At 68.9% G+C, this 22,626-nt stretch carries 22 protein-coding genes and 4 pseudogenes; 5 read left to right on the forward strand and 21 right to left on the reverse strand.

Annotated features, from left to right (window positions below):
- Positions 1–37 precede the first annotated feature (37 nt).
- On the reverse strand, positions 38–931 hold the full coding sequence (locus OG700_RS15465) for a menaquinone biosynthetic enzyme MqnA/MqnD family protein (RefSeq protein ID WP_405613859.1): 894 nt from the start codon (positions 929–931) through the stop codon (positions 38–40).
- Positions 932–1,263: 332 nt separating this feature from the next.
- Between OG700_RS15465 and OG700_RS15470 the strand changes: the two genes are divergently transcribed.
- Positions 1,264–1,467 carry a cold-shock protein gene (locus OG700_RS15470; protein ID WP_017948713.1) on the forward strand — a complete coding sequence of 68 codons (204 nt, stop codon included), beginning with the start codon at positions 1,264–1,266 and terminating at the stop codon, positions 1,465–1,467.
- Between the two features lie 102 nt (positions 1,468–1,569).
- Here OG700_RS15470 and OG700_RS15475 read toward each other — a convergent pair.
- From OG700_RS15475 to OG700_RS15515, 9 genes and pseudogenes are all read right to left on the reverse strand, one after another.
- Positions 1,570–2,375: pseudogene (locus OG700_RS15475) on the reverse strand (ABC transporter ATP-binding protein).
- Positions 2,372–2,563: a hypothetical protein gene (locus OG700_RS15480; RefSeq protein WP_405613861.1), complete on the reverse strand. Its 192-nt coding sequence runs from the start codon at positions 2,561–2,563 to the stop codon at positions 2,372–2,374. Before OG700_RS15480 ends, OG700_RS15475 begins: the two are co-directional and overlap by 4 nt.
- Positions 2,539–2,790 (reverse strand): annotated as a pseudogene (locus tag OG700_RS15485) (helix-turn-helix domain-containing protein); the annotation flags it as partial. The gene OG700_RS15480 and the pseudogene OG700_RS15485, both read right to left, overlap by 25 nt.
- A 107-nt stretch (positions 2,791–2,897) precedes the next feature.
- Complete coding sequence (locus OG700_RS15490) at positions 2,898–4,280, reverse strand: dicarboxylate/amino acid:cation symporter (RefSeq protein ID WP_405613863.1); 1,383 nt, start codon at positions 4,278–4,280, stop codon at positions 2,898–2,900.
- Positions 4,281–4,683: 403 nt separating this feature from the next.
- A complete protein-coding gene (locus tag OG700_RS15495) occupies positions 4,684–4,983 on the reverse strand; it encodes a DUF4229 domain-containing protein (protein ID WP_405613865.1) in 300 nt (99 codons plus the stop codon).
- A 90-nt stretch (positions 4,984–5,073) separates the two neighbouring features.
- Entirely contained in the window at positions 5,074–5,598 is a 525-nt protein-coding gene (locus OG700_RS15500; RefSeq protein ID WP_405613867.1) for a GNAT family N-acetyltransferase, read from the reverse strand.
- Between the two features lie 104 nt (positions 5,599–5,702).
- The gene (mqnE, locus tag OG700_RS15505; RefSeq protein ID WP_405621737.1) at positions 5,703–6,866 is read right to left on the reverse strand and encodes an aminofutalosine synthase MqnE; all 1,164 of its coding nucleotides are present in this window, start codon (positions 6,864–6,866) and stop codon (positions 5,703–5,705) included.
- Positions 6,867–6,951: 85 nt separating this feature from the next.
- Entirely contained in the window at positions 6,952–7,407 is a 456-nt protein-coding gene (locus OG700_RS15510) for an Lrp/AsnC family transcriptional regulator (RefSeq protein WP_405613869.1), read from the reverse strand.
- 86 nt (positions 7,408–7,493) lie between these two features.
- Positions 7,494–8,204 (reverse strand): UbiX family flavin prenyltransferase, encoded by a 711-nt coding sequence (locus OG700_RS15515; RefSeq protein WP_405613871.1) that lies wholly within the window; start codon positions 8,202–8,204, stop codon positions 7,494–7,496.
- A 92-nt stretch (positions 8,205–8,296) separates the two neighbouring features.
- Between OG700_RS15515 and OG700_RS15520 the strand changes: the two genes are divergently transcribed.
- Entirely contained in the window at positions 8,297–8,896 is a 600-nt protein-coding gene (locus OG700_RS15520; RefSeq protein ID WP_405613873.1) for a rhomboid family intramembrane serine protease, read from the forward strand.
- Between the two features lie 17 nt (positions 8,897–8,913).
- Here the strand turns inward: OG700_RS15520 and mqnP are convergent, their stop codons facing one another.
- The 3 genes and pseudogenes from mqnP to OG700_RS15535 form a co-directional block, all read right to left on the reverse strand.
- Positions 8,914–9,894, reverse strand: coding sequence for a menaquinone biosynthesis prenyltransferase MqnP (gene mqnP / locus OG700_RS15525; RefSeq protein ID WP_405613875.1), 981 nt, complete (start codon positions 9,892–9,894; stop codon positions 8,914–8,916).
- Positions 9,891–11,348, reverse strand: coding sequence for a menaquinone biosynthesis decarboxylase (locus OG700_RS15530; RefSeq protein WP_405613877.1), 1,458 nt, complete (start codon positions 11,346–11,348; stop codon positions 9,891–9,893). The genes mqnP and OG700_RS15530 overlap by 4 nt, the downstream gene beginning before the upstream one ends.
- A gap of 184 nt (positions 11,349–11,532) precedes the next feature.
- Positions 11,533–11,662 (reverse strand): annotated as a pseudogene (locus tag OG700_RS15535) (transposase); the annotation flags it as partial.
- Here OG700_RS15535 and OG700_RS15540 point away from each other — a divergent pair.
- Both OG700_RS15540 and OG700_RS15545 read left to right on the forward strand, forming a co-directional pair.
- Positions 11,662–12,216 (forward strand): annotated as a pseudogene (locus OG700_RS15540) (zinc ribbon domain-containing protein); the annotation flags it as partial. The pseudogenes OG700_RS15535 and OG700_RS15540 sit on opposite strands and share 1 nt — an antisense overlap.
- Positions 12,217–12,264: 48 nt before the next feature.
- The gene (locus OG700_RS15545; RefSeq protein WP_405613879.1) at positions 12,265–12,705 is read left to right on the forward strand and encodes a PLD nuclease N-terminal domain-containing protein; all 441 of its coding nucleotides are present in this window, start codon (positions 12,265–12,267) and stop codon (positions 12,703–12,705) included.
- Positions 12,706–12,781: 76 nt separating this feature from the next.
- On the opposite strand, the gene ccsB is transcribed toward OG700_RS15545, so the two are convergent.
- The 7 genes from ccsB to hemL all read right to left on the reverse strand — a co-directional run bounded on the left by ccsB (position 12,782) and on the right by hemL (position 20,715).
- Positions 12,782–13,873 (reverse strand): c-type cytochrome biogenesis protein CcsB, encoded by a 1,092-nt coding sequence (gene ccsB, locus OG700_RS15550; RefSeq protein WP_405613881.1) that lies wholly within the window; start codon positions 13,871–13,873, stop codon positions 12,782–12,784.
- Positions 13,870–15,771 (reverse strand): cytochrome c biogenesis protein ResB, encoded by a 1,902-nt coding sequence (locus OG700_RS15555; protein ID WP_405613883.1) that lies wholly within the window; start codon positions 15,769–15,771, stop codon positions 13,870–13,872. Before OG700_RS15555 ends, ccsB begins: the two co-directional genes overlap by 4 nt.
- A gap of 4 nt (positions 15,772–15,775) precedes the next feature.
- Positions 15,776–16,513, reverse strand: a complete 738-nt coding sequence (locus tag OG700_RS15560; protein ID WP_405613885.1) for a cytochrome c biogenesis CcdA family protein — start codon at positions 16,511–16,513, stop codon at positions 15,776–15,778.
- 31 nt (positions 16,514–16,544) lie between these two features.
- The gene (locus OG700_RS15565) at positions 16,545–17,177 is read right to left on the reverse strand and encodes a TlpA family protein disulfide reductase (protein ID WP_405613887.1); all 633 of its coding nucleotides are present in this window, start codon (positions 17,175–17,177) and stop codon (positions 16,545–16,547) included.
- A 123-nt stretch (positions 17,178–17,300) separates the two neighbouring features.
- Positions 17,301–18,557: a hypothetical protein gene (locus OG700_RS15570; RefSeq protein ID WP_405613889.1), complete on the reverse strand. Its 1,257-nt coding sequence runs from the start codon at positions 18,555–18,557 to the stop codon at positions 17,301–17,303.
- A 161-nt stretch (positions 18,558–18,718) separates the two neighbouring features.
- Entirely contained in the window at positions 18,719–19,396 is a 678-nt protein-coding gene (locus tag OG700_RS15575) for a histidine phosphatase family protein (protein WP_405613891.1), read from the reverse strand.
- Positions 19,393–20,715, reverse strand: coding sequence for a glutamate-1-semialdehyde 2,1-aminomutase (hemL, locus tag OG700_RS15580; RefSeq protein ID WP_405613893.1), 1,323 nt, complete (start codon positions 20,713–20,715; stop codon positions 19,393–19,395). The genes OG700_RS15575 and hemL overlap by 4 nt, the downstream gene beginning before the upstream one ends.
- Positions 20,716–20,986: 271 nt before the next feature.
- Between hemL and OG700_RS15585 the strand changes: the two genes are divergently transcribed.
- On the forward strand, positions 20,987–21,577 hold the full coding sequence (locus OG700_RS15585) for a hypothetical protein (RefSeq protein ID WP_405613895.1): 591 nt from the start codon (positions 20,987–20,989) through the stop codon (positions 21,575–21,577).
- 300 nt (positions 21,578–21,877) lie between these two features.
- On the opposite strand, the gene OG700_RS15590 is transcribed toward OG700_RS15585, so the two are convergent.
- Positions 21,878–22,456: an HD family hydrolase gene (locus tag OG700_RS15590; protein ID WP_405613897.1), complete on the reverse strand. Its 579-nt coding sequence runs from the start codon at positions 22,454–22,456 to the stop codon at positions 21,878–21,880.
- Between the last annotated feature and the right edge of the window lie 170 nt (positions 22,457–22,626).

Raw genomic sequence — 22,626 nt, forward strand, 5'->3', positions numbered from 1 at the left:
GTCCCCTCCCCGTTCCCGTGTGTGTCCCCCCACCTTCTCAGGACGGCAGCAACTCGACCCGGGCGTCGGCGGGATAGCCGGTGGTGGGTCCGGTCCGGCGGGCGAACTCCCGTACCCCCGCGAGCTGTTCGGGCCCGAAGCGGAAGTCGAGCGTCGTGAAGTAGCGCTCCAGCAGTTTCGCGTCGAAGGTCTCCCAGCGCGCGGCCTGTTCGGCGACCTTCGCGACCTCTTCCAGCGACACGTCACGGGAGGCGAGGAACGCCTGGTGCACATGGCGCACGGTCTCGGGCTCGCGCGCCAGGTAGTCCTTGCGCGCCGCCCACACCGCGAAGACGAACGGGAGCCCCGTCCAGTCCTTCCACATCTGCCCGAGGTCGTGGACCTGCAGCCCGAGCCGGGGCGCGTCGTGCAGCGAGGCGCGCAGGGCCGCGTCGCCGATCAGTACGGCCGCGTCCGCCTCGCGCATCATCAGCCCGAGGTCGGGCGGGCACGTGTAGTAGTCGGGAGTGACCTCGTACTTCTCGGCGAGCAGGAGCTGCGCGAGCCGCACGGCGGTCCGCGAGGTCGAGCCGAGGGCGACCCGCGCCCCGTCGAGTTCAGCGAGGGGCACCTGCGAGACGATCAGGCAGGACATGACGGGACCGTCGCAGCCCACCGCGAGATCGGGGAATGCGACGAGGTCCTCGGCATTGCGGAGGAATTCGACCACGGTGACGGGTCCGATATCGAGATCTCCGCGCACGAGGCGCTCACTGAGCTTCTCCGGGGTGTCCTTCGTCAGCTCAAGATCGAAGAGGGCGCCTGTTCTGCCGAGTCCCCAGTAAAGGGGGAGGCAGTTCAGGAACTGGATGTGGCCGACGCGCGGCCGGACGCGGGGGTGATCGCTTCCGCCGCTCTCGGGGCCTGCTGTGCTTTCAGGGGAGCTGTCCACACACGCGAGGCTAGCCCCGCGGGGCGGGCGGGGCCGCCCGGGGGTGCCGGGGAAGGCGGCCGTGTCGGGCTCCCTCGCACGTCAGGCACCCCGTCGGGGACCCCGCCACGTCAGCCCGCCGGAGCCCTCTTCAAACGTCCGGGTGAGGTGATCTTTGGGTGATCTTTCCCCCTACCGCTGCCCGTGAGCCGCGTGCTAGGCTCGCCGCAAGTTGCAGTTTGGTTTCCCTTGCAGTACAGAGCCTGCGGAGCATGTGACCCGCAGGCTTTTGTAGTTTTCAGACTTGTTTGCAGGTTCTGGAGCAGGGCAACCCTTTGGCCCAAGGAGGGCTTATGGCTACCGGAACCGTCAAGTGGTTCAACGCTGAAAAGGGCTTCGGCTTCATCGCCCAGGACGGCGGCGGCCCGGATGTCTTCGTCCATTACTCCGCGATCAACGCGACCGGATTCCGCTCCCTTGAGGAGAACCAGGTCGTGAACTTCGACGTCACCCAGGGCCCGAAGGGCCCGCAGGCGGAGAACGTAACCCCGGCCTAGTTGCCCGGGTCGGTAGATCGCACGGATATTACGCAGCACCCAAGGAGCCCTGCTCCCCGCGTGTCCAATGCGGGGAGCAGGGCTCCTGCCTTGTCCGGGTGGTTACGCCCCCACCACCGCCGCCGGGTCCCAGCCCGGCCGGGGCACGGACGCCAGCAGGCGCTGGGTATACGGGTGGTCCGGGGTGGCCAGCACCCCACGCGTCGGCCCTGTTCGACCACCGAGCCGCGCCGCATGACCAGTACTTCGTCGGTGATGTGGCGCACCACCGCCAGGTCGTGGCTCACGAAGACCAGCGCGACACCGGCGTCCCGGCGTATCTCGCCCAGGAGTTGGAGGATCTGCGCCTGGATGGACACGTCCAGCGCGGCCACCGCCTCGTCGAGGACCAGCACCTTCGGGTCGACGGCCAGCGCCCGCGCGATCGCGAGCCGCTGCCGCTGGCCGCCCGACATCCCGTGCGGACGCGCCCCGGCCTCGCGGGCGCCGAGCCCCACGCGGTCGAGCAGCCCGTCGGCGAGTGAGTCCTCACGGCCGTGCGACCGCAGTGCGGTGGCGAGACACTGACGGGACGTCAGCCGGGGATCGAGCGAGACGTACGGGTCCTGGAAGACCATCTGGATCTCCCTGGCCCTGGCCAGCCGGGCCGCCCTGCCGCGTGGTGCGCGGGGCTCGCGGACCCGGCCCGCCACCCGTACGGTGCCGGCGTCGGGACGTACGAGACCCACCAGCATCCGCGCGACGGTCGTCTTGCCCGACCCGGACTCCCCCACGATGCCGAGCGAGCCGCCCGCGGGGACGGTGAAGCCGACCGATTCGGCCGCGGTGAGCCGGCCGCCGCCGGGCATCGGGTACTGCTTGTGCAGCCCCTCCACGGCCAGCGCGTGGCCTTCTCCGACGTCCTTCATCGCACGCTCCCTTCCCTGGCCGTCGTTGCGTGGGTATCCGTCGTGACCGTCGTGACCGGCAGCCTGCGGCAGGCCGCCGTGCCTCCGCCGTCCAGCGCGACCGGCTCGGGCCGCCACGTCTCGCACGCGGCCTCCGCCTCCGGGCAGCGGGGGGCGAACTCGCAGCCGGTGCCTCGCGGCGGATGCACGCGATGAACAGCTCCTCCTTGGAGTTGAGATACAGATACACCAACGGCTTGGAGGCTCCGGCCAGTTCGGCGATCTGGTCCATCGAAGCCGCCCGGTAGCCCCGCTGCCCGAAGGTCGCCACGGCGGCGTCCATCATCTGCCGCTCGCGCACCTCGCGCGGCATCCGTTTACTCTTCCCCGCACCCGCTGAATCCACGTGGCCCGTCCTCCCGCCCCATGCCCCCATGCCCCCGAAACGGCTCAAGCCTACGGTCGGAGCCACAACATGGCGGCGCCCCCCGGCCCTTCGGTCGGGGGGCGCCGCCAGGAGGCGAACGGAGTTCGGTCGGCGCGTCAGGCGGCGACCGGGACCGCGCTCTCGCGGTCGCTCGGCTCGGGGTCGAACTCGTCGATCGGGGACGCCGACGCCGAGTTGTACTTGTCGTGGTCCAGGATCTTCTCGCGGGCCGCGACGATGACCGGGACCAGGGCCTGTCCCGCGACGTTCGTCGCCGTGCGCATCATGTCCAGGATCGGGTCGATCGCCATCAGCAGGCCCACGCCCTCCAGCGGCAGGCCCAGCGTGGAGAGGGTCAGGGTCAGCATGACCGTGGCGCCGGTGAGGCCGGCCGTGGCCGCCGAGCCGACCACCGAGACGAAGGCGATCAACAGGTAGTCCTGGATGCCGAGTTGGACGTCGAAGATCTGCGCGATGAAGATCGCCGCCAGCGCCGGGTAGATCGCGGCGCAGCCGTCCATCTTGGTGGTGGCGCCGAACGGGACGGCGAAGCTGGTGTACTCCTTCGGCACGCCCAGGCGCTCGGTCACCCGTACCGTGACGGGCATCGTGCCGACGGAGGAGCGGGAGACGAAGCCCAGCTGGATCGCGGGCCAGGCGCCCTTGAAGAACTGGATCGGGTTGACCTTGGCGACCGTCGCGAGCAGCAGCGGGTAGACGCCGAAGAGCACGAGCGCGCAGCCGATGTACACATCGGCGGTGAAGGTCGCGTACTTGCCGATCAGGTCCCAGCCGTAGTCCGCGATGGCGAAGCCGATGAGGCCGATGGTGCCGATCGGGGCGAGGCGGATGACCCACCACAGCGCCTTCTGGAGCAGTTCGAGCACCGACTCGCTGAGGGCGAGGATCGGCGCGGCGCGGTCGCCGAGCTTGAGCGCGGCGATACCGGCGACGGCGGCCATGAAGACGATCTGGAGGACGTTGAGTTCGGCGAACGGGGAGATGACGTCCTGCGGCACGATGCCGGTGAGGAAGTCGATCCAGGAGCCCGAACCGTCCGGCTTCTCGCCGTCCTTCGGGGTGAGGCCGGTGCCGGCGCCCGGGTTGGTGACCAGGCCGATCACGATGCCGATGGCGACGGCGATCAGCGACGTGATCATGAACCAGAGCAGCGTGCGCGAGGCCAGCCTGGCGGCGTTGTTGACCTTGCGGAGATTGGTGATCGACACCAGGATCGCGAAGAAGACCAACGGGGCGACGGCCAGCTTCAGCAGCTGGATGAAGATGCCGCCGACGTTGTCGAGCGTGGTGTAGAGCCAACCGATGTCCTGGCTGCGGGCGAGCCAGCCGAGCAGGACGCCGAGAACGAGACCGGCGACTATCTGGGCCCAGAACGGGACCTTGGGCAGGGAGAAACCGGGGCCTGAACCGGCCGGCTTGGCGGCCTTGGCGGCCTTGGCGGCCTTGCCGGTGGTGGCGGGCTCGGAATTCGCGGACACGGACACACTCCAGTTGGGCATACGGAGATACGGGGACGGGGACGAGGGGTGGAACTGGGGGGTGCGGCGCCCGTGCGTCAGAAGTGGCGCCGCCGCATGAAGCGGGGCTCGGGTCGGCGCGCGGGCCGACGGGCGGCCCCAGGGCCGTGACCGCCCTAGCTACAGATCGCGGACATGCAGCGGCAGAGATCGACATGCAGGCGCGCCACGAGCGGGAGGCTCGCGGCATGATGGCGCACTGATGTCTGCATGCTCAGTACATTAACACCGGGACTTTGGGATACTCAAAGGTCTGCTTTGAGGTATCGAACCCCACAAACGCCGCCGCCCCAGCCTGGAGAGGGCTGAGGCGTCGTGGACCGGCGTACGGGTGTGATGAAACTTACGCGGCGCCTACACGGCCCTACGGGGTCGTCGCGCCGTCCTCCTGCGTCCGGTTGGCCTCAAGCCTGGCCTTGGCGCCGTCGACCTTGCCGACGATCTGCGCGGACATCTCGTCGCGCTGCTTGCGCAGCAGGATGAAGCTGAGCGGCGCGGAGATGACGAGCGCGAGCAGCAGCACCCAGACGAAGTTGGAGTCTCCGAGACCCTTGGGCAGCGCGCCGAACTGGACCAGGGTGGCGACGACGACGAAGCAGCCGACGAAGATGCCCAGGCGCATCGCGGTGTACCGGATCGTGGCGCTCGTTCTGGCGGCGGTCACAGCGGCCCTCTCTCTTCGTGGTGACGTACCCGTCCTGACGTACCCGTCCAGTGAAGCACGCCGCCCGGCGCCCCATTTAGGGGGGTTGGCTCAGCGCAGCGGCAGCAGCATCGTGATGTCGTCCCGGTCGTCGCCGGGCGCCACCCGTATCGCGTCCGGCACCCGGCCGACCTCCTTGTAGCCGCACGACGCGTAGAAGCGCTCCAGGCCCGCGCCGCCCCGGCAGGTGAGCCGTATCGCCTCGATGCCGTCGATGCCGCGGGCGGCGTCGGCCGTCGCGTCCATCAGGTCGCGGCCGTACCCCTTGCCCTGGTGGCGCGGGTGGACCATCACCGTGTAGAGCCAGAGCCAGTGCCGCATCAGCCGGTGGGTGTTGGCGTTGAGGAACGCGGTGGCCGCCACGGCACCCGCCTCGTCGTACCCGACGAGCAGCCGGGTCCGGCCCTCGGCCATCGACGCGAGGTGCTTGACCAGCTCGGCCCGTACGTCGCCGGGGTTGACCGGCGGTACGAAACCGACCGCGCCGCCCGCGTCGGAGACGTCCGTCCAGAGTGTGACGATGCCGTCGCGCAGGGCCGGATCAACGGGCGGGTCCAGGATGAATGTAAGTGGCATTCCAGCACACTAACCATTACGAACCCACCCACTCAACCCCGTTCCACCACGCGAGAAGCCCCAGCTCGGGGAGCTGGGCTTCTCGACGCACACGCACCGGGGAGTCAGAGCCGCATGGGCTGCGGCGTCTCGCGCCGGTCCGCCTCGGGGCCCGGGTACTCCCGGATGATCTCGTAACGCGTGTTGCGCTCGACGGGCCGGAACCCGGCATCGCGGATCAGGTCGAGCAGATCCTCACGGCCGAGCTTGTTCGGCGTGCCGTAGTTGTCCGCGTCGTGCGTGATCTTGTACTCGACGACCGAGCCGTCCATGTCGTCCGCGCCGTGCTGGAGGGCGAGTTGGGCGGTCTGCACGCCGTGCATCACCCAGAAGACCTTGACGTGCGGGACGTTGTCGAACAGCAGCCGCGAGACGGCGAAGGTCTTCAGCGCCTCGGCGCCGGTGGCCATCGTCGTACGCGCCTGGAGACGGTTACGGACCTTGCCGTCCCGCATGTCCACGAAGTCGTGCTGGTAGCGCAGCGGGATGAAGACCTGGAACCCGCCGGTCTCGTCCTGGAGTTCACGCAGCCGCAGGACGTGGTCGACCCGGTGCCTGGGCTCCTCGATGTGCCCGTACAGCATCGTGCACGGGGTCTTGAGGCCCTTCTCGTGCGCGAGCCGGTGGATGCGCGACCAGTCTTCCCAGTGCGTGCGGTGGTCCACGATGTGCTGGCGGATCTCCCAGTCGAAGATCTCGGCGCCCCCGCCCGTCAGCGACTCCAGCCCGGCGTCGATCAGTTCGTCCAGGATCTCACTGGCGCTCAGCCCGGAGATCGTCTCGAAGTGATGGATCTCGGTGGCCGTGAACGCCTTCAGCGAGACCTCCGGCAGGGCCTCCTTGAGCGCCTTGAGCGAGCGCGGGTAGTAGCGCCAAGGGAGCGTCGGGTGGAGCCCGTTGACGATGTGCAGCTCGGTGAGGTTCTCGCCGCGCATCGCCGTGGCGAGGCGGACGGCCTCCTCGATGCGCATCGTGTACGCGTCCTTCTCGCCCGGCTTGCGCTGGAACGAGCAGTAGGCGCACGACGCGGTGCAGACGTTCGTCATGTTGAGGTGACGGTTGACGTTGAAGTGGACGACGTCGCCGTTCTTGCGCGTCCGCACCTCGTGCGCGAGACCGCCCAGCCAGGCCAGGTCGTCCGACTCGTAGAGGGCGATGCCGTCCTCACGGGTCAGCCGCTCACCGGCCCTGACCTTCTCCTCCAGCTCGCGCTTGAGCCCCACATCCATGACAGATGCAGTCATGCGGCGCCTCCCACTGTGTGTGCCATTTGTCCGCCGGACGCCCGGTTATCAGGCTCCACCAACCGTACGCCTACGTTTCGTCGGGAAGTTCGCCGACCCGGTTCTCCCACTTCGTGGAGAGCACGATGGTCGTACGGGTCCGCGAGACGCCCTTCGTACTGCCGAGACGGCGGATCGTCTTCTCCAGCCCGTCGACGTCCCCGGCGCGGACCTTGAGCATGTACGAGTCGTCGCCGGCGATGAACCAGCAGTCCTCGATCTCGCTCAGACCGCGCAGCCGGTGCGCGACGTCCTCGTGGTCGGCCGCGTCGGAGAGCGAGATGCCGATGAGCGCCGTGACACCGAGGCCGAGCGAGGCCGAGTCGACGTTGGCGCGGTAGCCGATGATGACGCCGGCCGCCTCCAGCCGGTTGATGCGGTCGGTGACGCTGGGCCCGGAGAGCCCGACGAGCCGGCCGAGTTCGGCGTACGAAGCTCTGCCGTTCTCCCTGAGGGCCTGGATGAGCTGCCTATCCACGGCGTCCATATGCCTGAAGCCTTCCATTGTTCAGCAATGTCGCAAATTGATGTATGCAATCTAAGGCAGTACCGCGGAGCCGTACGGACTCGGCACTAGGGTGCTCCCGGCCCCGTACGGGAGCCTCCCAGCTCCCCCTCCCAGCGGCGGTACAGCAGGTGCGGCACTCCCGCCGCGTCCAGCACCCGCCCGGCGACGAAGTCCACCAGATCCTGGATGTGCGTCGCCCCCGCGTAGAAACCCGGGGACGCGGGCAGCACCACGGCGCCCGCCTCGTCCAGGGTCACCAGATGCTTCAGGGTCTGGCCGCCCAGAGGGGTCTCCCGGACGGCGACCACCAGCGCGCGGCGCTCCTTGAGCGTGACGCTCGCCGCGCGTTGCAGCAGGTCCTTCGAGAGCCCGAGCGCGACGCCCGCCACACAGGCCGTGGAGGCGGGCACGATCAGCATCCCGTTGACCGGGTACGACCCCGAGGACGGCCCGGCCGCCAGATCACCGGCGGCCCAGTGCCGTACGTCCGACACGTCGGGGGTGAAGGTGTCCGGCCTGCCGTCGGCCCCCCGGGCCAGCCACGTCCGCAGATCCTCCCGCCAGTGCGCGTCGCGGAAGGAGATCCCCGTCTCGTCGAGCAGCGTGAGGCGCGACGCGCGGCTGACGATCAGATCGACGCTCTCGCCGGCGTCGAGCAGCCCGCGCAGCACGGCCGCCGCGTACGGGGTCCCCGACGCGCCGGAGACTCCGACGACCCAGGGCCGCCGGGGCCGCTCGGCGTGCCGCTGGTCCTCGTGGTCCGATCCGGGTTTCACGCGTCAGACCCTATCCGGCGTCCGGAAGCAGGAACCGGGGACGGTGCCTCGCACGTTCCAGGGACGGGAGCACGAGAACTCTTGGGGGCGACATGCCTGATTCATCCATCGACAGGACAGCGGTGCGCCGTATCAAGGCGGCGGCCGGCCTGATGCTGGGCTGGGTGGCGCTGCTCTGGGTCCTGGAGGCCGTGGACACCTCGACGGGCGCGCTGGGGACGTACGGGCTGAGCCCGCGTGACCTGGGCGAGCTGCGCGACGTCATCCCGATGGCCTTCCTGCACCACGGATTCGACCATCTGGCGTCCAACGCCGTGCCGCTGCTCGTGCTCGGCTTCCTCGCGGCGCTCAGCGGCATAGGCCGCTTCCTGCGCGTGGTCCTCACGATCATGGTGGTCGGCGGCCTGGGCGTCTGGCTCACGGCCGCGGACAACTCCGTCACGGCGGGCGCCTCGGGCGTCGTCTTCGGGCTGCTCGGCTATCTGCTGGTCCGCGGCTTCGTCAATCGCAGCGTGGTGGACATCGTGGTGGGTGTGCTGGTCCTGGTGATGTACGGCTCGGCGCTGTGGGGCGTCCTGCCGACGAACCCGTCGGTGAGCTGGCAGGGCCATCTCTTCGGGCTGGTGGGTGGCGTCATGGCGGCGTTCATGTTCCGGCGCCCCCGGCGCCCGGCGGGCGCGCTCATACCCTGACCGCCCCCTCCGGTACGTCAGACGGTCAGGCCGCGCACGAGCAGGTCGAGCAGCGCGCAGATGAAGAGCGCCATCCCGATGAAGCCGTTCACGGTGAAGAAGGCACGGTTGAGCCGGGACAGATCGTTCGGCTTCACGACCTGGTGCTCGTAGAGGAACGCGGCGGCGACGATCAGCAGGCCGACCCAGAAGAACAGACCGGCGCCGGTGGCCAGCGCGTACCAGACCAGCAGGGCGGTGGTCACGGCGTGCGAGACCCGCGCGCCGTACAGCGCCGCCGGGATGCCGAAGCGTGCCGGGACGGACTTCACCCCGTGCGCGCGGTCCGCCTCGACGTCCTGGCTGCCGAAGATCAGGTCGAAGCCGCCGATCCAGATGCCGACGGCGAGACCGAGGATGACCGCGTCCCACGACCACTCGCCGGTGACCGCGATCCAGGCGCCGACCGGGCCCATGGCCTGGGCGAGGCCGAGGATGGCGTGCGGGAAGTTGGTGAAGCGCTTCCCGTACGGATAGACGACCATCGGGACGACGGCGACGGGTGCGAGCACCAGACAGAGCGGGTTCAGCAGGGCGGCGGCGCCCAGGAACACCGCGAGGGCGACGAGCGCGCCCGTCCACGCGGAGCGCACCGACACCGCGCCGGTCACCAACTCGCGGTTCGCGGTACGGGGGTTACGGGCGTCGATCTCGCGGTCGATGATCCGGTTGCAGGCCATCGCGAAGGTCCGCAGGCCCACCATGGCGACCGTGACGAGCAGCAGCCGGCCCCAGTGGATGTTCTTGTCGAGCTGGAACATGGCCGTCAGCGCGGCGATGTAGGCGAACGGCAGCGCGAAGACCGAGTGCTCGATCATCACCAGCCGCAGGAACGCCCGCGTCCGGCTGCCGGAGCCGGAGCCGGACGGCGCGGGTCCGGGCCGCCGTCCCTGCCGTCCCGGACGCCCCTGTCGTCCCTGCCCGACGAGTCCGTCGGCTCCCTCGGCGGCACTGGTCACAGGCCGTACTCCCGCCAGCGCTTCGTCACCCGTTCCGCCGTCTGCGGATCGGACTCGACCATCTCCGGCCAGCCGCCGTCCCGCGTGTACCCCTCCTCGGGGAGTTTGCGCGTCGCGTCGATGCCGGCCTTGCCACCCCAGAACTGCTGGTACGAGGAGTGGTCGAGGTGGTCGACCGGTCCCTCCACGACCGTCAGGTCCCGCGCGTAGTCGGTGTTGCCCAGCGCCCGCCAGGACACCTCGTGCAGGTTGTGGACGTCGCAGTCGGCGTCGACGACCACGATCAGTTTGGTGAGCGACATCATGTGGGCGCCCCAGATGGCGTGCATCACCTTCTGCGCGTGCTTCGGGTACTTCTTGTCGATCGAGACGATCGCGCAGTTGTGGAAGCCGCCCGACTCGGGCAGGTGGTAGTCCACGATGTCCGGCACGATGATCTTGAGCAGCGGCAGGAAGAACCGTTCCGTCGCACGCCCCAGCGGCCCGTCCTCCGTCGGCGGCCGGCCGACCACGATCGACTGGAGCAGCGGACGCTTGCGCATCGTCACGCAGTCGATGGTCAGCGCGGGGAACGGCTCCTGTGGCGTGTAGAAGCCGGTGTGGTCGCCGAACGGCCCCTCCGGCAGCATCTCCCCCGGCTCCAGCCAGCCCTCGATGACGACCTCGGCGTTGGCCGGCACCTGGAGCGGCACCGTACGGCAGTCGACCATCTCGATCCGCTTGCCCTGGACGAACCCCGCGAACAGGTACTCGTCGATGTCGCCGGGCAGCGGCGCGGTGGAGGCGTACGTCACGGCGGGCGGACAGCCGAACGCGATCGCGACGGGCAGCCGTTCACCGCGCCTGGCGGCGACCTGGTAGTGGTTCGCGCTGTCCTTGTGGATCTGCCAGTGCATGCCGATGGTGCGCTTGTCGTGACGCTGGAGCCGGTAGAGCCCGAGGTTACGGACGCCGGTCTCCGGGTGCTTGGTGTGCGTCAGGCCGAGGTTGAAGAACGATCCGCCGTCCTCGGGCCAGGTGAACAGCGCGGGCAGCCGGTCCAGATCCACCTCGTCCCCGGTGAGAACGACCTCCTGCACGGGCGCGCTGCCGGGCTTCACCTTCTTCGGCGGCACGTGCGTCATCGTGCCGAGCTTCCCGAAGGCCTCGCGTACGCCCACGAATCCCTGTGGCAGTTCGGGCTTGAGCAGCCCGCCGATCTTGTCGCTGATGTCCGTGTACGACTTGAGGCCGAGCGCCTTGAGGAGCCTGCGGTCCGTCCCGTACACGTTCATGGCCAGGGGCATGTCCGAGCCCTTGACGTTCTCGAAGAGGAGCGCGGGGCCGCCGGCCTTGTTCACCCGGTCGGTGATCTCACCGACTTCCAGATGCGGATCGACCTCGGCCTTGATGCGCTTGAGGTCGCCGTCGCGCTCCAGCGCCCGGAGCAGAGAGCGAAGATCGTCGTAAGCCATGCCGCCCAGTATCTGCTACCGGGACTAATCGCAGTGCACCGGGCTTCGGCCTGGTGGTGAAGTGATTCTGAACAGTGCTCTGACCGGCAGATTGGAGCGGATTGTTCTGCTGCTCGATGTACTGCTTTCACGGTCGACAGTGGACCCCGCCGACGGATCCGGCGAACTATGAGCCGGACCAGTTCCGGGTATTCCTGGCGGAGCCTGCGGGAGCTGACGCCCTTGAGGCTGTTGACCAGCTTGGACAGCGCCACCTTCGGCGGGACGTTCACGAGCAGGTGGACGTGGTTGTTCTCACCGTTGAACTCCACCAGCGCATCGGTTCAAGTCCCGCAAGGACAACCGGCAGGCCGTGCGATTCACCGCGAACGCCCGGTGGAAGATCACGACCGGCAAGGACCTGTCCTTGCCGAAGACCGGGGACGTGCGGGTGAAGTGGTCCCGCAGCCTGAGGCTCGCCCGTACGCGCCTGGCCAAGTCCGTCCACGACGCCGGATGGTCCGCGTTCGTCGGGATGCTTGAGTACAAGGCCGCACGGTACGGGCGCACCTTCGTACGCATCGGCCGGTTCGAGCCGACCTCCCAGGTCTGCTGGGGCGTGTTTCAAGGACGGCCCAAAACCCCTGCACATCCGCGTGTGGACGTGCACGGCGTGCGGGGCCGTCCTCGACCGGGACATCAACGCGGCGGTCAACGTCGCCAAGGCCGCCGGACTGGGGTGTCAGCCTGTCGGGCGCAGGTAGGACCGGTACTCGTACCGGCCCAGCGCAGCGAAGCGGGAACCCACCGAGACGGTCGGCCGACCGTGGCAGGAATCCCCATCCTTCAGGAGAGGGAGCGGAAGTCAATCGCTACCCTGGACCTGTAACCGGGGCCACCGCTCCGTACTCGATCTCCACTCCCAGGGGGACCGCCCATGCTTCGGGTGCTGATGATTCTGGTGCCGCTGGCTCTCAGCATCTATGCCTTCATCGACTGCATCACCACCGACGAGAAGGACATCCGCCATATTCCCAAGCCCATCTGGGCCGTGCTGGTCCTGCTCTTCCCGCTGGTCGGCTCGATCGCCTGGCTGATCGCGGGCAAGAAGCCCACGGCCGGTATCGGCTCGGCGGGCCGTCGCGGCGGGTGGGTCGCGCCCGACGACAACCCCGACTTCCTCAAGTCCCTTGAGAAGGACGGCAAGAGCGGCAAGGACGGCAAGGACGAGACCAAGCCGGATACGGGAACGGCGGCCCCGGACGCGGACGCGGCGGCCGAGCTGGAGCGGCGCGAGGCCGATCTGCGGCGCCGTGAGGCCGAGATCGAGCGCCGCGAGAAGGGCGGCAGCGCCGACGACGTCCCGCCGACGGCCTGAGCCACGTCACCTCACGTACGGCAGCGGCGCGCCCCCGGTCGGCCCGGGGACGCGCCGCTGTGCGTTCGTCACGCGGTCAGACGCCCGCGTACGAGTGCTTTCCGGTGACGAAGATGTTCACGCCGTAGTAGTTGAACAGCCAGCAGCCGAAGGCGACCAGCGCGAGCGTCGCCGCCTTGCGGCCCTTCCAGCCCGCCGTGGCGCGTGCGTGCAGGTAACAGGCGTAGGCGACCCAGGTGATGAAGGACCAGACCTCCTTGGGGTCCCAGCCCCAGTAGCGGCCCCAGGCGTCGCCGGCCCAGATGGCGCCCGCGATGATCGTGAAGGTCCAGAGCGGGAAGACGGCGGCGTTGACGCGGTAGGAGAACTTGTCGAGCGTGGCGGCGGCGGGCAGCCGCTCCATGACGGAGGACCACGCGCGGCCGACCGTGGCGCCTCGGGCGATCTTGGACTCGTACACGTCACGCAGCAGGTAGAACAGCGTGCCCACGGCGCCGAGGTAGAAGACCGCGCCGCAGAAGATCGCGGTGGAGACGTGGATCCACAGCCAGTACGAGTGCAGGGCCGGGACCAGTTGGTCACTGTCGGTGTAGAGCACGGTCGTCGCGACGCCCAGGTTGAGCAGCACCGTGGTGACCAGGGGCAGTCCGATCCAGCGGACGTTCTTCTTCGCGAGGAGGAAGGCGAGGTACGTGCCGACCGCCACCGTGGAGAAGGTGGTGGAGAACTCGTACATGTTGCCCCAGGGCGCACGCTGCACCGCCATCGCGCGGCTGACGACACCGGCCGCCTCAAGGAGGAAGCCGAGCGCGGTCAGGGCGACGGCGATCCGTCCGTACAGGTCGCCCTTGAACGTGCCGCCGGCCGCGCCGGGGCCGTCGGGCACGTCGCGGCGACCGGCCGCCGAGCGCGTGATGACCTTGGGCCGCTCCAGGACGGCGGTGCCGCCGCCCTTCTCCTTCCCCGCCGTGTGCACCTGGACGGTGGCGGAGGCCGTCTTGCCGGTGCCGGTGAGGGCGGCGGCGGTACGGCCCACCTTGCTGCGGCTGCCCACGACCCACTCGACGATATGGGCGAAGAAGGCCAGGGTGTAGACGGCCATGGACGAATAGACCAGCACGTTGGCGGTGTTCGCCAGGCTCTCGTTGGTGGTGGCGGCGAGGATCACTTCTCAGCCCCTTCGACAGGCTCTCCGGTAGTGGCGGCGATGGACGTGTCTTCTGCGGCTTCGTGAGCTACTTCTTCGGACTCCGGCTCGGCTTCAGGCTCCGGGTCCGGGTCCGGGTCCGGGTCGGGGTCCGGCTCCGGCTCCGGTGCCGTCGGCGCCTGCGCGTTGAGCGTCAGGGCCAGATCGCCCAGTTCCTCGGGGAGCCTCGCCGACTCGCTGCGGCCGAGGCCCGCCATCTCCACGACGGTGACGCCGTCGGCGCCGCGCACCGCGCGGACCCAGATCCGCCGCCGCTGGATGAAGAGCGAGCCCACGAGCCCCAGGACGGCCCCGATCGCACCGGCGAGCGCGAGCCCGTTGCCCGGCTGCTGCGAGATCTGGAAGGTCGCCCACTGCCTGATGTCCTTCTCGAAGGTCACCGAGCCCGCGCCGCCCGGCAGCTTCATCGTCTCGCCGGGTATCAGCCGCTGCGCGAGCTTGTTGCCGTCGGCGTCCTTGAACTGCTTCATCTTGCTGGTGTCCAGCTGGTACACGTTCTGCGGCAGACCGGAGTCGACGCCGAGGCTGCCCCGGTACGCGGTGAGCGCCAGCACGGGATAGTCCAGTTCGGGGAACTGGGAGAACATGTTGCCGTTGCCCTCGCCCGCGAACGTCGGCACGAAGAAGGCGTTGAAGCCGAGTTGCTGCTTCTTGCCGTCCTTGTCGCGGTAGCCGTCCATCACCTTGATCGCACCGGTCGAGGTGATGTTGTTGTCGATCGGCAGGAGCGGGGTGGCGCCGTTGAAGACCACCTTGCCCGCGCCGTCGCGGACGGTGAGGACGGGGGCGTAACCGTGGCCGATCAGGTAGACCTTCGAACCGTTGATGTCCAGTGGTTCGTTGACCTCGATGGTCGCCTTGCGCTCCTTGCCGCCCGCGTCCGTCGTGTAGCTGACGTGGGCCTCGAACTCACGGGCCGTGCCGACCTGTGGTCCGTCGCGCTCGAAGGTCCCGATGAACTTGTCGAGGTCGAAGCTGAACGGCTCCAGGTCGTCCGTGTCGTACATCGAGCCCGACTTGAAGTCGTCGTACTGGGTGAGGGTGTTGGAGAAGCCGTCACCCTCCAGGACCAGCTTTCCGCCCTCGGACTTGAAGAGCTGTCCGGTGGCGAAGGCCACCAGCATCACGATCAGCGAGATGTGGAAGAGCAGATTGCCGGTCTCGCGGAGGTAGCCCTTCTCGGCGGCGACCGCGTCCCCGGCGGTGTGCGCGCGGAAGCGCCGCCGCTTGAGCAGGCCGAGCGCGGCCTCGCGGGCCTCCTGCGGCTCCGCCGTCGTACGCCATGTCGTGTACGCGGGGAGCCTGTCGAGCCGCTTGGGGGCGCCCGGCGGCCGGCCGCGCAGCTGCCCGACGAACTGCCAGGTGCGCGGGACGATGCAGCCGATGAGCGAGACGAAGAGCAGCAGATAGATCGCCGAGAACCACACCGAGCTGTAGACGTCGAACAGTTGAAGCTTCTCGTAGATCGGGGTGACCGTCTCGTGCTTCTCCTGGAACGTCTGGACCTTCAGCTCGTCGACGCTGTTCTGCGGGATGAGCGAGCCAGGGATGGCGGCGAGCGACAGCATGAAGAGCAGGATCAGCGCGACGCGCATCGACGTGAGCTGACGCCAGAACCAGCGCGCCCAGCCGATCGGTCCGAGGCTGGGGCCGCCGATGGCGGACTCCTCGCGGGGGGCCGTGGAGAGCTGCGATCCGGCGGCGCCGAGGTCGCGGGCCTCGCGGGCCTCGGGGGTGAGCGACGCCTCGGGCGCGTCCACCGCGTCGCCGGAGGTGTCCACCGCGTCGGCCACCGCGTCGTCGGAGGCGCCGTCCACCGGGTCGTCGGCCGCTGCCGCTGTCGTCTCTGTCTTGCTCATGGAACTAGATCCCCACCGTGAAGCCGTTGGTCCACGTCTGCATGTCCTGCATGATGCCGTCCCACACGCCGGTCACCAGCAGCAGCCCGGTGGCGATCATCATCACGCCGCCGATGCGCATCACCCACACGTAGTGGCGCTTGACCCAGCCGAAGAGCCCGAGGGCCTTGCGGAAGGCCACGGCGGCCAGGACGAAGGGCACGCCGAGGCCGGCGCAGTACGCGACGGTCAGTATGGCGCCCCGCCCGGCGGTCGCCTCCGAGAAGGCCAGCATGTTCACCGCGGAGAACGTCGGACCGATGCACGGCGCCCAGCCGACCCCGAACAGCGCGCCCAGCAGGGGTGCGCCGGCCAGCCCGGACACGGGCCGCTTGTGGATGCGGAATTCACGCTGGGTGAGCCAGGGCATCAGCCCCATGAAGAACACGCCCATCGCGATCATGAGCACACCGAGGATCCGGGAGATGATCGCGCGGTTGTCCTGGAGGGTGCCGCCGAAATACCCGAAGAGGGCGCCGCCGGAGACGAAGACCGCGGTGAACCCGGCCACGAACAGCACCGCGCCGATGACCATCCGCCCGCGCCGCGCGTCGGCCAGATCGGTGCCGCTGATACCGGTGACGTACGAGAGGTAGCCGGGCACGAGCGGCAGCACGCACGGCGAGAAGAACGAGATCAGACCGGCCAGCAGGGCGATCGGCAGCGCGAGCACGAGCGCGCCGCTGAAGACCGTCTCATTCATGCCGGGCACCGCGGCGAGAACCTCCACAAGATCACTTCTCCGCGATCAGCGGGGCGATCAGCTCGCGCAGCTTCTTCTCGTCCAGCGCCTTCAGCGAGCGGGCCGCGATCTTCCCGTCCCGGTCGAGCACGACCGTGGAGGGGATGGCCTGCGGATTCAGCGTGCCCTTGGGGAAGCCGTTGACGATGAGCTTGCCCGCCGGGTCGTAGATGCTCGGATACTCGACGCCGTAGTCCTTCTCGAAGGCTATGGCCGATCCCTTGTTGGGGTCGCGGGCGTTGATACCGACGAAGGCGATGTCCTGCCCCTCGGCCTCCGTCTCCTTGGCGACCTTCGCGAAGTACGGCGCCTCCGCGCGGCAGGGCGGGCACCACGAGCCCCACACGTTCAGCACGACGACCTTGCCCTTGAGGTCGGCCACGTCGAGCTGTTCGCCTTCGAGCGTCTCACCGGCGATCTTGTTGACCGCCTTGCGCTCGCCCTTGGCGACGGTCTGCACCCCGCCGGTGTTGGTCACGAAGTTGGTTTCGCCACCGCCGCCGGACGTGCCACCGCCACCGCACGCCCCGAGGGTGAGCATGGCCACCGACGCGACCGCGACGGCCGGAACGGCGGCGCGTGGGCGTCGGTTCGAGCGGCTTGGGAGGGCTCGGCCAAAGTTCATGTGAAAAGTTTCGCATGGGCCATTGAGGGATCTTCTTCGCCCCCCTCACTCCTGGGGAACGCCCTGTCAGCGCCCTGTCAGGGCGTTGGCCGGCCCCGTTGCCGGCCTTTGCCGAGCCGGGCGTCAGGCGGTTTTGAGGAAGGTGTTCCAGCCGCCGGCCGGGGACTGGCCGACCTCCAGCGTACGGAGTTTGGCGAGTACGGCCGGGTCCTGGACGTCGAGCCAGTCCGTGAACTGCCGGAAGGAGACGAGCCGTACGTCCTTCTTGCCCGCCATCCCCTTGATCGCGTCTTCGACCGCATCCATATATATGCCGCCGTTCCACTCCTCGAAGTGATTCCCTATGAAGAAGGGGGCCCGATTCGATTCGTACGCGCGGCGGAATCCGGAGAGATATGCCTCGGTGGCCTGTTTGCGCCAGCCCGGATAATTCGCGGGCGCGCCCTTTGTCGAATTCTTCGACTGGTTGGCGAGCATGTTGTAGTCCATCGACAGCACCTCGAAGGAATGCCCGGGGAACGGCACGGCCTGCAACGGCAGATCCCACACGTCCTGCCGCTTCCCCGGCCACATCTGCCGGCCGCCGGGCGAACTGGCGTCGTAGCGCCAGCCCATCTTTCGCGCCATGGGCAGCAGATTGTCCTGGCCGAGGAGACACGGCGTACGGCCGCCGACCAGCTCCTTGCGGTAGTCGAACGGCAGCGGATCGAGATCCTTCCAGCCGCTGTTCGTCTTCCACTCGGTGACGAAGCCGATGGCCTGTTCGGTCTCGTCGCGCCACTGCTTCGGCGACCAGTTGCCGACGGAGCCGGAACCGGCGCAGAAGTGCCCGTTGAAGTGGGTGCCTATCTCGTGCCCTTCGAGCCACGCCTGGCGTACGTACTTCAGCGTGTCCTTGATGTGCGCGTCGGTGAGATAGCCGATGTCGGAGGCGCCGACGGCGTTGCCCGGCGGCCGGTAGAGCGTCTTCTTCGACTCCGGCAGCAGATAGACGCCGGAGAGGAAGAACGTCATCGCCGCGCCGTGGTCCTGGGCGAGGTCGAGGAAGCGCGGGAAGAGGCCGTTGCCGACGTCGCCCGCGCCGTCCCAGGAGAAGATCACGAACTGCGGCGGGGTCTCGCCCGCCTCCAGCGGTACGGGGGCGGGCGGCTGGTGCGGCTGCTTTCCGGTGTCGGCGGTCGACCCGTCACCGATGAGCCGGACATTCTTCTCGCTGGGCCGCCCGGCACTCGGCGTGCCGCCGCTCTCGCCCCCGGCGCCGCCGCTGTCCGTACCGGAATTGCCGGACGTACCGCTGTCGGTACCGCAGCCCGCGATTCCGATTGCGGCGGCTGCCCCAATTCCCGCTCCGAGCAGGCTCCTTCGGCTCATGTCGCGCATATCGTTCCCCTTTTCCGCCCTCGTCCGTGTCACGCCCGCCGGTCATGCGGACGACAACACGTTAGATGGCACAGGGAACTCACAGGTTCCAGGGATTGCAAATCCGCGTGCGCGTAACGGCGGATGTGACATTTCCCGCCGAACCGTGGGCGATTGACCGGCTACGCTCCGAAAGCTTTTGACGCGCCCTTTACCGGTTTGGCGCCGGCGAGCAGATGCGCGGGTACGAGATCACGCGCCGGCTCCGTATAGGCGACGGAGATCAGCTTCTCCCCCTCGTAGGTGAAGGTCGTCAGCGACGCGAGCGTGCACTGTCTGCGGCGCGGGTCGTGCCAGAGCCTGCGGCGCTCGAAATGGCTGCGCACGATCCAGATCGGCAGCTGGTGGCTGACGCACACGGCCTCGTGCCCGCGGGCCGCGTCGCGCGCCTCGGCCAGGGCGGCCCTCATGCGGGCGACCTGGTCGACGTACGCCTCACCCCAGGAGGGCCGGAACGGGTTGGTGAGATGACGCCAGTTGGCGGGGGAGCGCAGCGCTCCGTCGCCGACCCCGAAGGTCTTGCCCTCGAAGACGTTCGCGGCCTCGATGAGGCGGTCGTCGGTGTTCAGGGGCAGGCCGTGGGACTTGGCGACGGGCATCGCCGTCTCCTGCGCGCGCTCCAGCGGGGAGGCGACGACATAGGTGATGTCGTGGTCCGCGAGGTGCTCGGCGACGCGGTCGGCCATCTTACGGCCGAGTTCGGACAGGTGGTAGCCGTCGCGGCGCCCGTAGAGAACCCCTTCGGGGTTGTGGACCTCGCCGTGCCGTACGACGTGGACGACGGTGGTCTCGGCGCTCATGCGCTCACTCCGGTCCCGGTCGCTTCCGCCGCCGCGCGGGCGGCGGCCGGCAGGGCGGCGGCGACGCGCTCGACGGCGCGGTCGTCGTGGGCGGTGGAGACGAACCAGGACTCGAAGGCGGACGGCGGCAGATAGACGCCGGCGGCGAGCATCGAGTGGAAGAAGCCGGTGTACCGGAACGCTTCCTGCCGCTTGGCGTCCTCGTAGTCCCGCACCTCGTCGGCGGTGAAGAAGACGGAGAACATGTTGCCCGCCGTCTGCACCCGGTGCGCGACACCCTCCTTACGGAGGGCGTCGGTGACCAGAGCGCGGATCTCGGCCGACACGGCGTCGACCTTCGCGTACGCCGCGTCGTCCAGCAGCCGCAGCTGCGCGAGCCCGGCGGCGGTGGCGACGGGATTGCCGGAGAGCGTGCCCGCCTGGTAGACGGGACCGGCCGGCGCGAGGTGCGCCATGACGTCGGCGCGACCGCCGAAGGCCGCGGCGGGGAATCCGCCGCCCATGACCTTGCCGAAGGTCATCAGGTCGGGCGCGACGCCGTCGATGCCGTACCAGCCGGCCTTCGACGTACGGAATCCGGTCATCACCTCGTCGGAGATGTAGAGCGCGCCGTTCGCGGCGCACAGCTCCTTGAGCCCGGCGTTGAACCCGTCACGCGGCGGCACGACGCCCATGTTCCCGGGCGAGGCCTCGGTGATCACACAGGCGATCTCACCGGGGTGCGCGGCGAACGCCTCGCGTACAGCCGCCAGATCGTTGTACGGCAGTACGACGGTGTCCCCGGCCTGCGCGCCGGTCACCCCGGGCGTGTCGGGGAGACCGAACGTCGCGACGCCGGACCCGGCGGCGGCGAGCAGCGCGTCCACGTGCCCGTGGTAGCACCCCGCGAACTTCACGATCTTCGCGCGCCCGGTGAACCCCCGGGCGAGCCGGATCGCCGACATGGTGGCCTCGGTGCCGGACGACACGAGCCGGACCTGCTCGACGGGCGCGACCCGGGCGACGATCTCCTCGGCGAGCGCGACCTCGCCCTCACCGGGCGTACCGAAGGACGTACCCCGGGCGACGGCGGCCTGGACGGCCTCGATGACCTCGGGCCGCGCGTGCCCGAGGATCATCGGACCCCAGGAGCAGACGAGGTCGACATAGTCGCGCCCGTCGGCGTCGGTGAGGTACGGACCGTCACCGGACACCATGAACCGGGGCGTACCACCCACGGCCCGGAAGGCACGGACGGGAGAGTTCACTCCGCCGGGCGTCACGATCGACGCACGGTCGAAAAGCGCCTGCGAAACGGGGGCTTCGTATGAATACGACACTTTGGTCCTGATCTGCGATTCGGGGTCGGGTGGCTGGGACGAAGGATCTCGGCCACCGATGAGCGGGTCGCGCGGTCTCCTCGTACTACATAAGGGCGTCAGGGCCCCAGCGTCTGCGAAACTGGGGCGTCATAGGGGAAGCTCACGCAATCCATGGTGTCAGAGGCTCCGATGTATCCGCGGACTGGTGTTTCACCGGGCGTTCGCGGGGGAGGTCACTGTCACGATGATCGGGTTGCGCGGCCGGGGCTGCGAGTGGTCGGGTGGAGATATGCATCGCGGTGGCGGACTGGGCGAGGGTACCGATGACCTCGGGCCCGACCCTGCCCGGCGGGGGAAGCACCGGCGCCGTGAGCGAGAGGCTCGCGCGCAGCCTCCCGTCGGCGGTAGCGGCGGCCGGCCTCCGGGCGGCGGGAGCGGCCGGGTGGGCGTGACGTACAAGTACTTCGGCGCCCCGGACGGGGCGACGGCTGCCCGCGTCCCCATTTCGATGCGCCCGGAGGAGCTGGGCGGCGACGAGCTGGGCATGGGCGGCATGTTCACCAAGATCAAGCCCGAGACGATAGCCGCGATGGTCCTCACGGGCATCCAGGGCCTGCCCCTGAACAAGGTCCCCCCGCTCGAACTGGTCGTACTGCACCCGGATTACGCGGTGGTCAAGCTTCCGATGACGGTGGTGGACCCGCTGCGCGGCATCGGCGAGGAGTCGGTGGGAGCGGCGGCCTTCATCTGGTCGACGGTGCCGGACCGGGGCGGGCCGCGGGACGCTTACAACGTCTACCAACTCCTGCACGAGTGGCAGGACTTCAGCCACCGGCTGCACGAGGCGGGGCACCAGCCGTACTGCTTGGTGTGGCCGTGAGCCGCTGAGGTCGCGTTCCTCGGGGTACGGGCGTCCTTCTCAAGTGGGCGTCCGGGGAACGGAATTGAAAAGGGAGCCGTGGTCAAGCAGAAGGAGCGGCCACGTAGGACTGTCAGGCCGCCGGGGCACCGCGTCGGCCCTGCGAGCGGCTCAGACGATCACACGACCGCCCGGCTGACGGACCAGCCGAGCGGTCGCATGCGTCCGGCGTCTGTCCGCGCCGCCGGCCGATGCGGCGAATGGCGCCCGGATACACCCATGGAAATGGGGTCCTTGGCCCACTCTTCGACGGCGATCGCTTCAGCGGAGGTAGGTCTTCTGCCACTCCACCGAGGTCATACTCAAAGCGGCCTCGGCGAGTGCCTGAGCGGATGCGGTCTTGAGTTTCTGGAGGCTGCTGTCGATCCAGCCTTGGACGTTCGAGTAGCCCTGTTCCCGGTACTCGACGGCCTGGATCAGGCATTCGAGCTTGTCGGCGTCGTGCGCGCAGATCACTTCGAGTGAGTCGCCGTTCTCGTATTCCTCGACGATGCGCTGGGCGCCCTCCCGTACGGCCGGGTGGGCTGCGGAGACCTGGTCCGCGGTGACCTTCTCGTTCGAGGCGGCGTCCAGGTAGCGGCGGCCGATGTGCGGGATGTCGCTGACGCGGGTCTCCTGCGTGTCGTGCCACAGGCCGAGAAGGGCCGTCTTCGCCGGGTCGGCGCCCTCCATCATGGCGAGTACCGAGCCGATGAGGGCGACACGGAAGCTGTGCTCGGCGATCGTCTCGGGGTCCTTGACTCCGGCGATCCACCATCCACTTCGCTTGGCACGCTTGAGCATGCCCATCTCCAGCAGGAAACCCGCCGTGCCTTTCGCCTGTCCCGTGTCATCGGCCATGTGGTGTGTCCTCCGGTCTGTCACGTGCGGTTCTCGCGTAAAACGTAATGCACGGCGGTCAGTTCCTGCCTTGCTCGTGAGGAGATCAGGCCGCCGTCGAGTAGTTGTACCGTCCGCCTGCCGAGTCTGTCCGCCAGAGGGGGAGAGGCGAGCGGAAGCCACCGGTGAGC

The sequence above is a fragment of the Streptomyces sp. NBC_01508 genome, from assembly GCF_045040315.1.
Classification (GTDB): Bacteria; Actinomycetota; Actinomycetes; order Streptomycetales; family Streptomycetaceae; genus Streptomyces.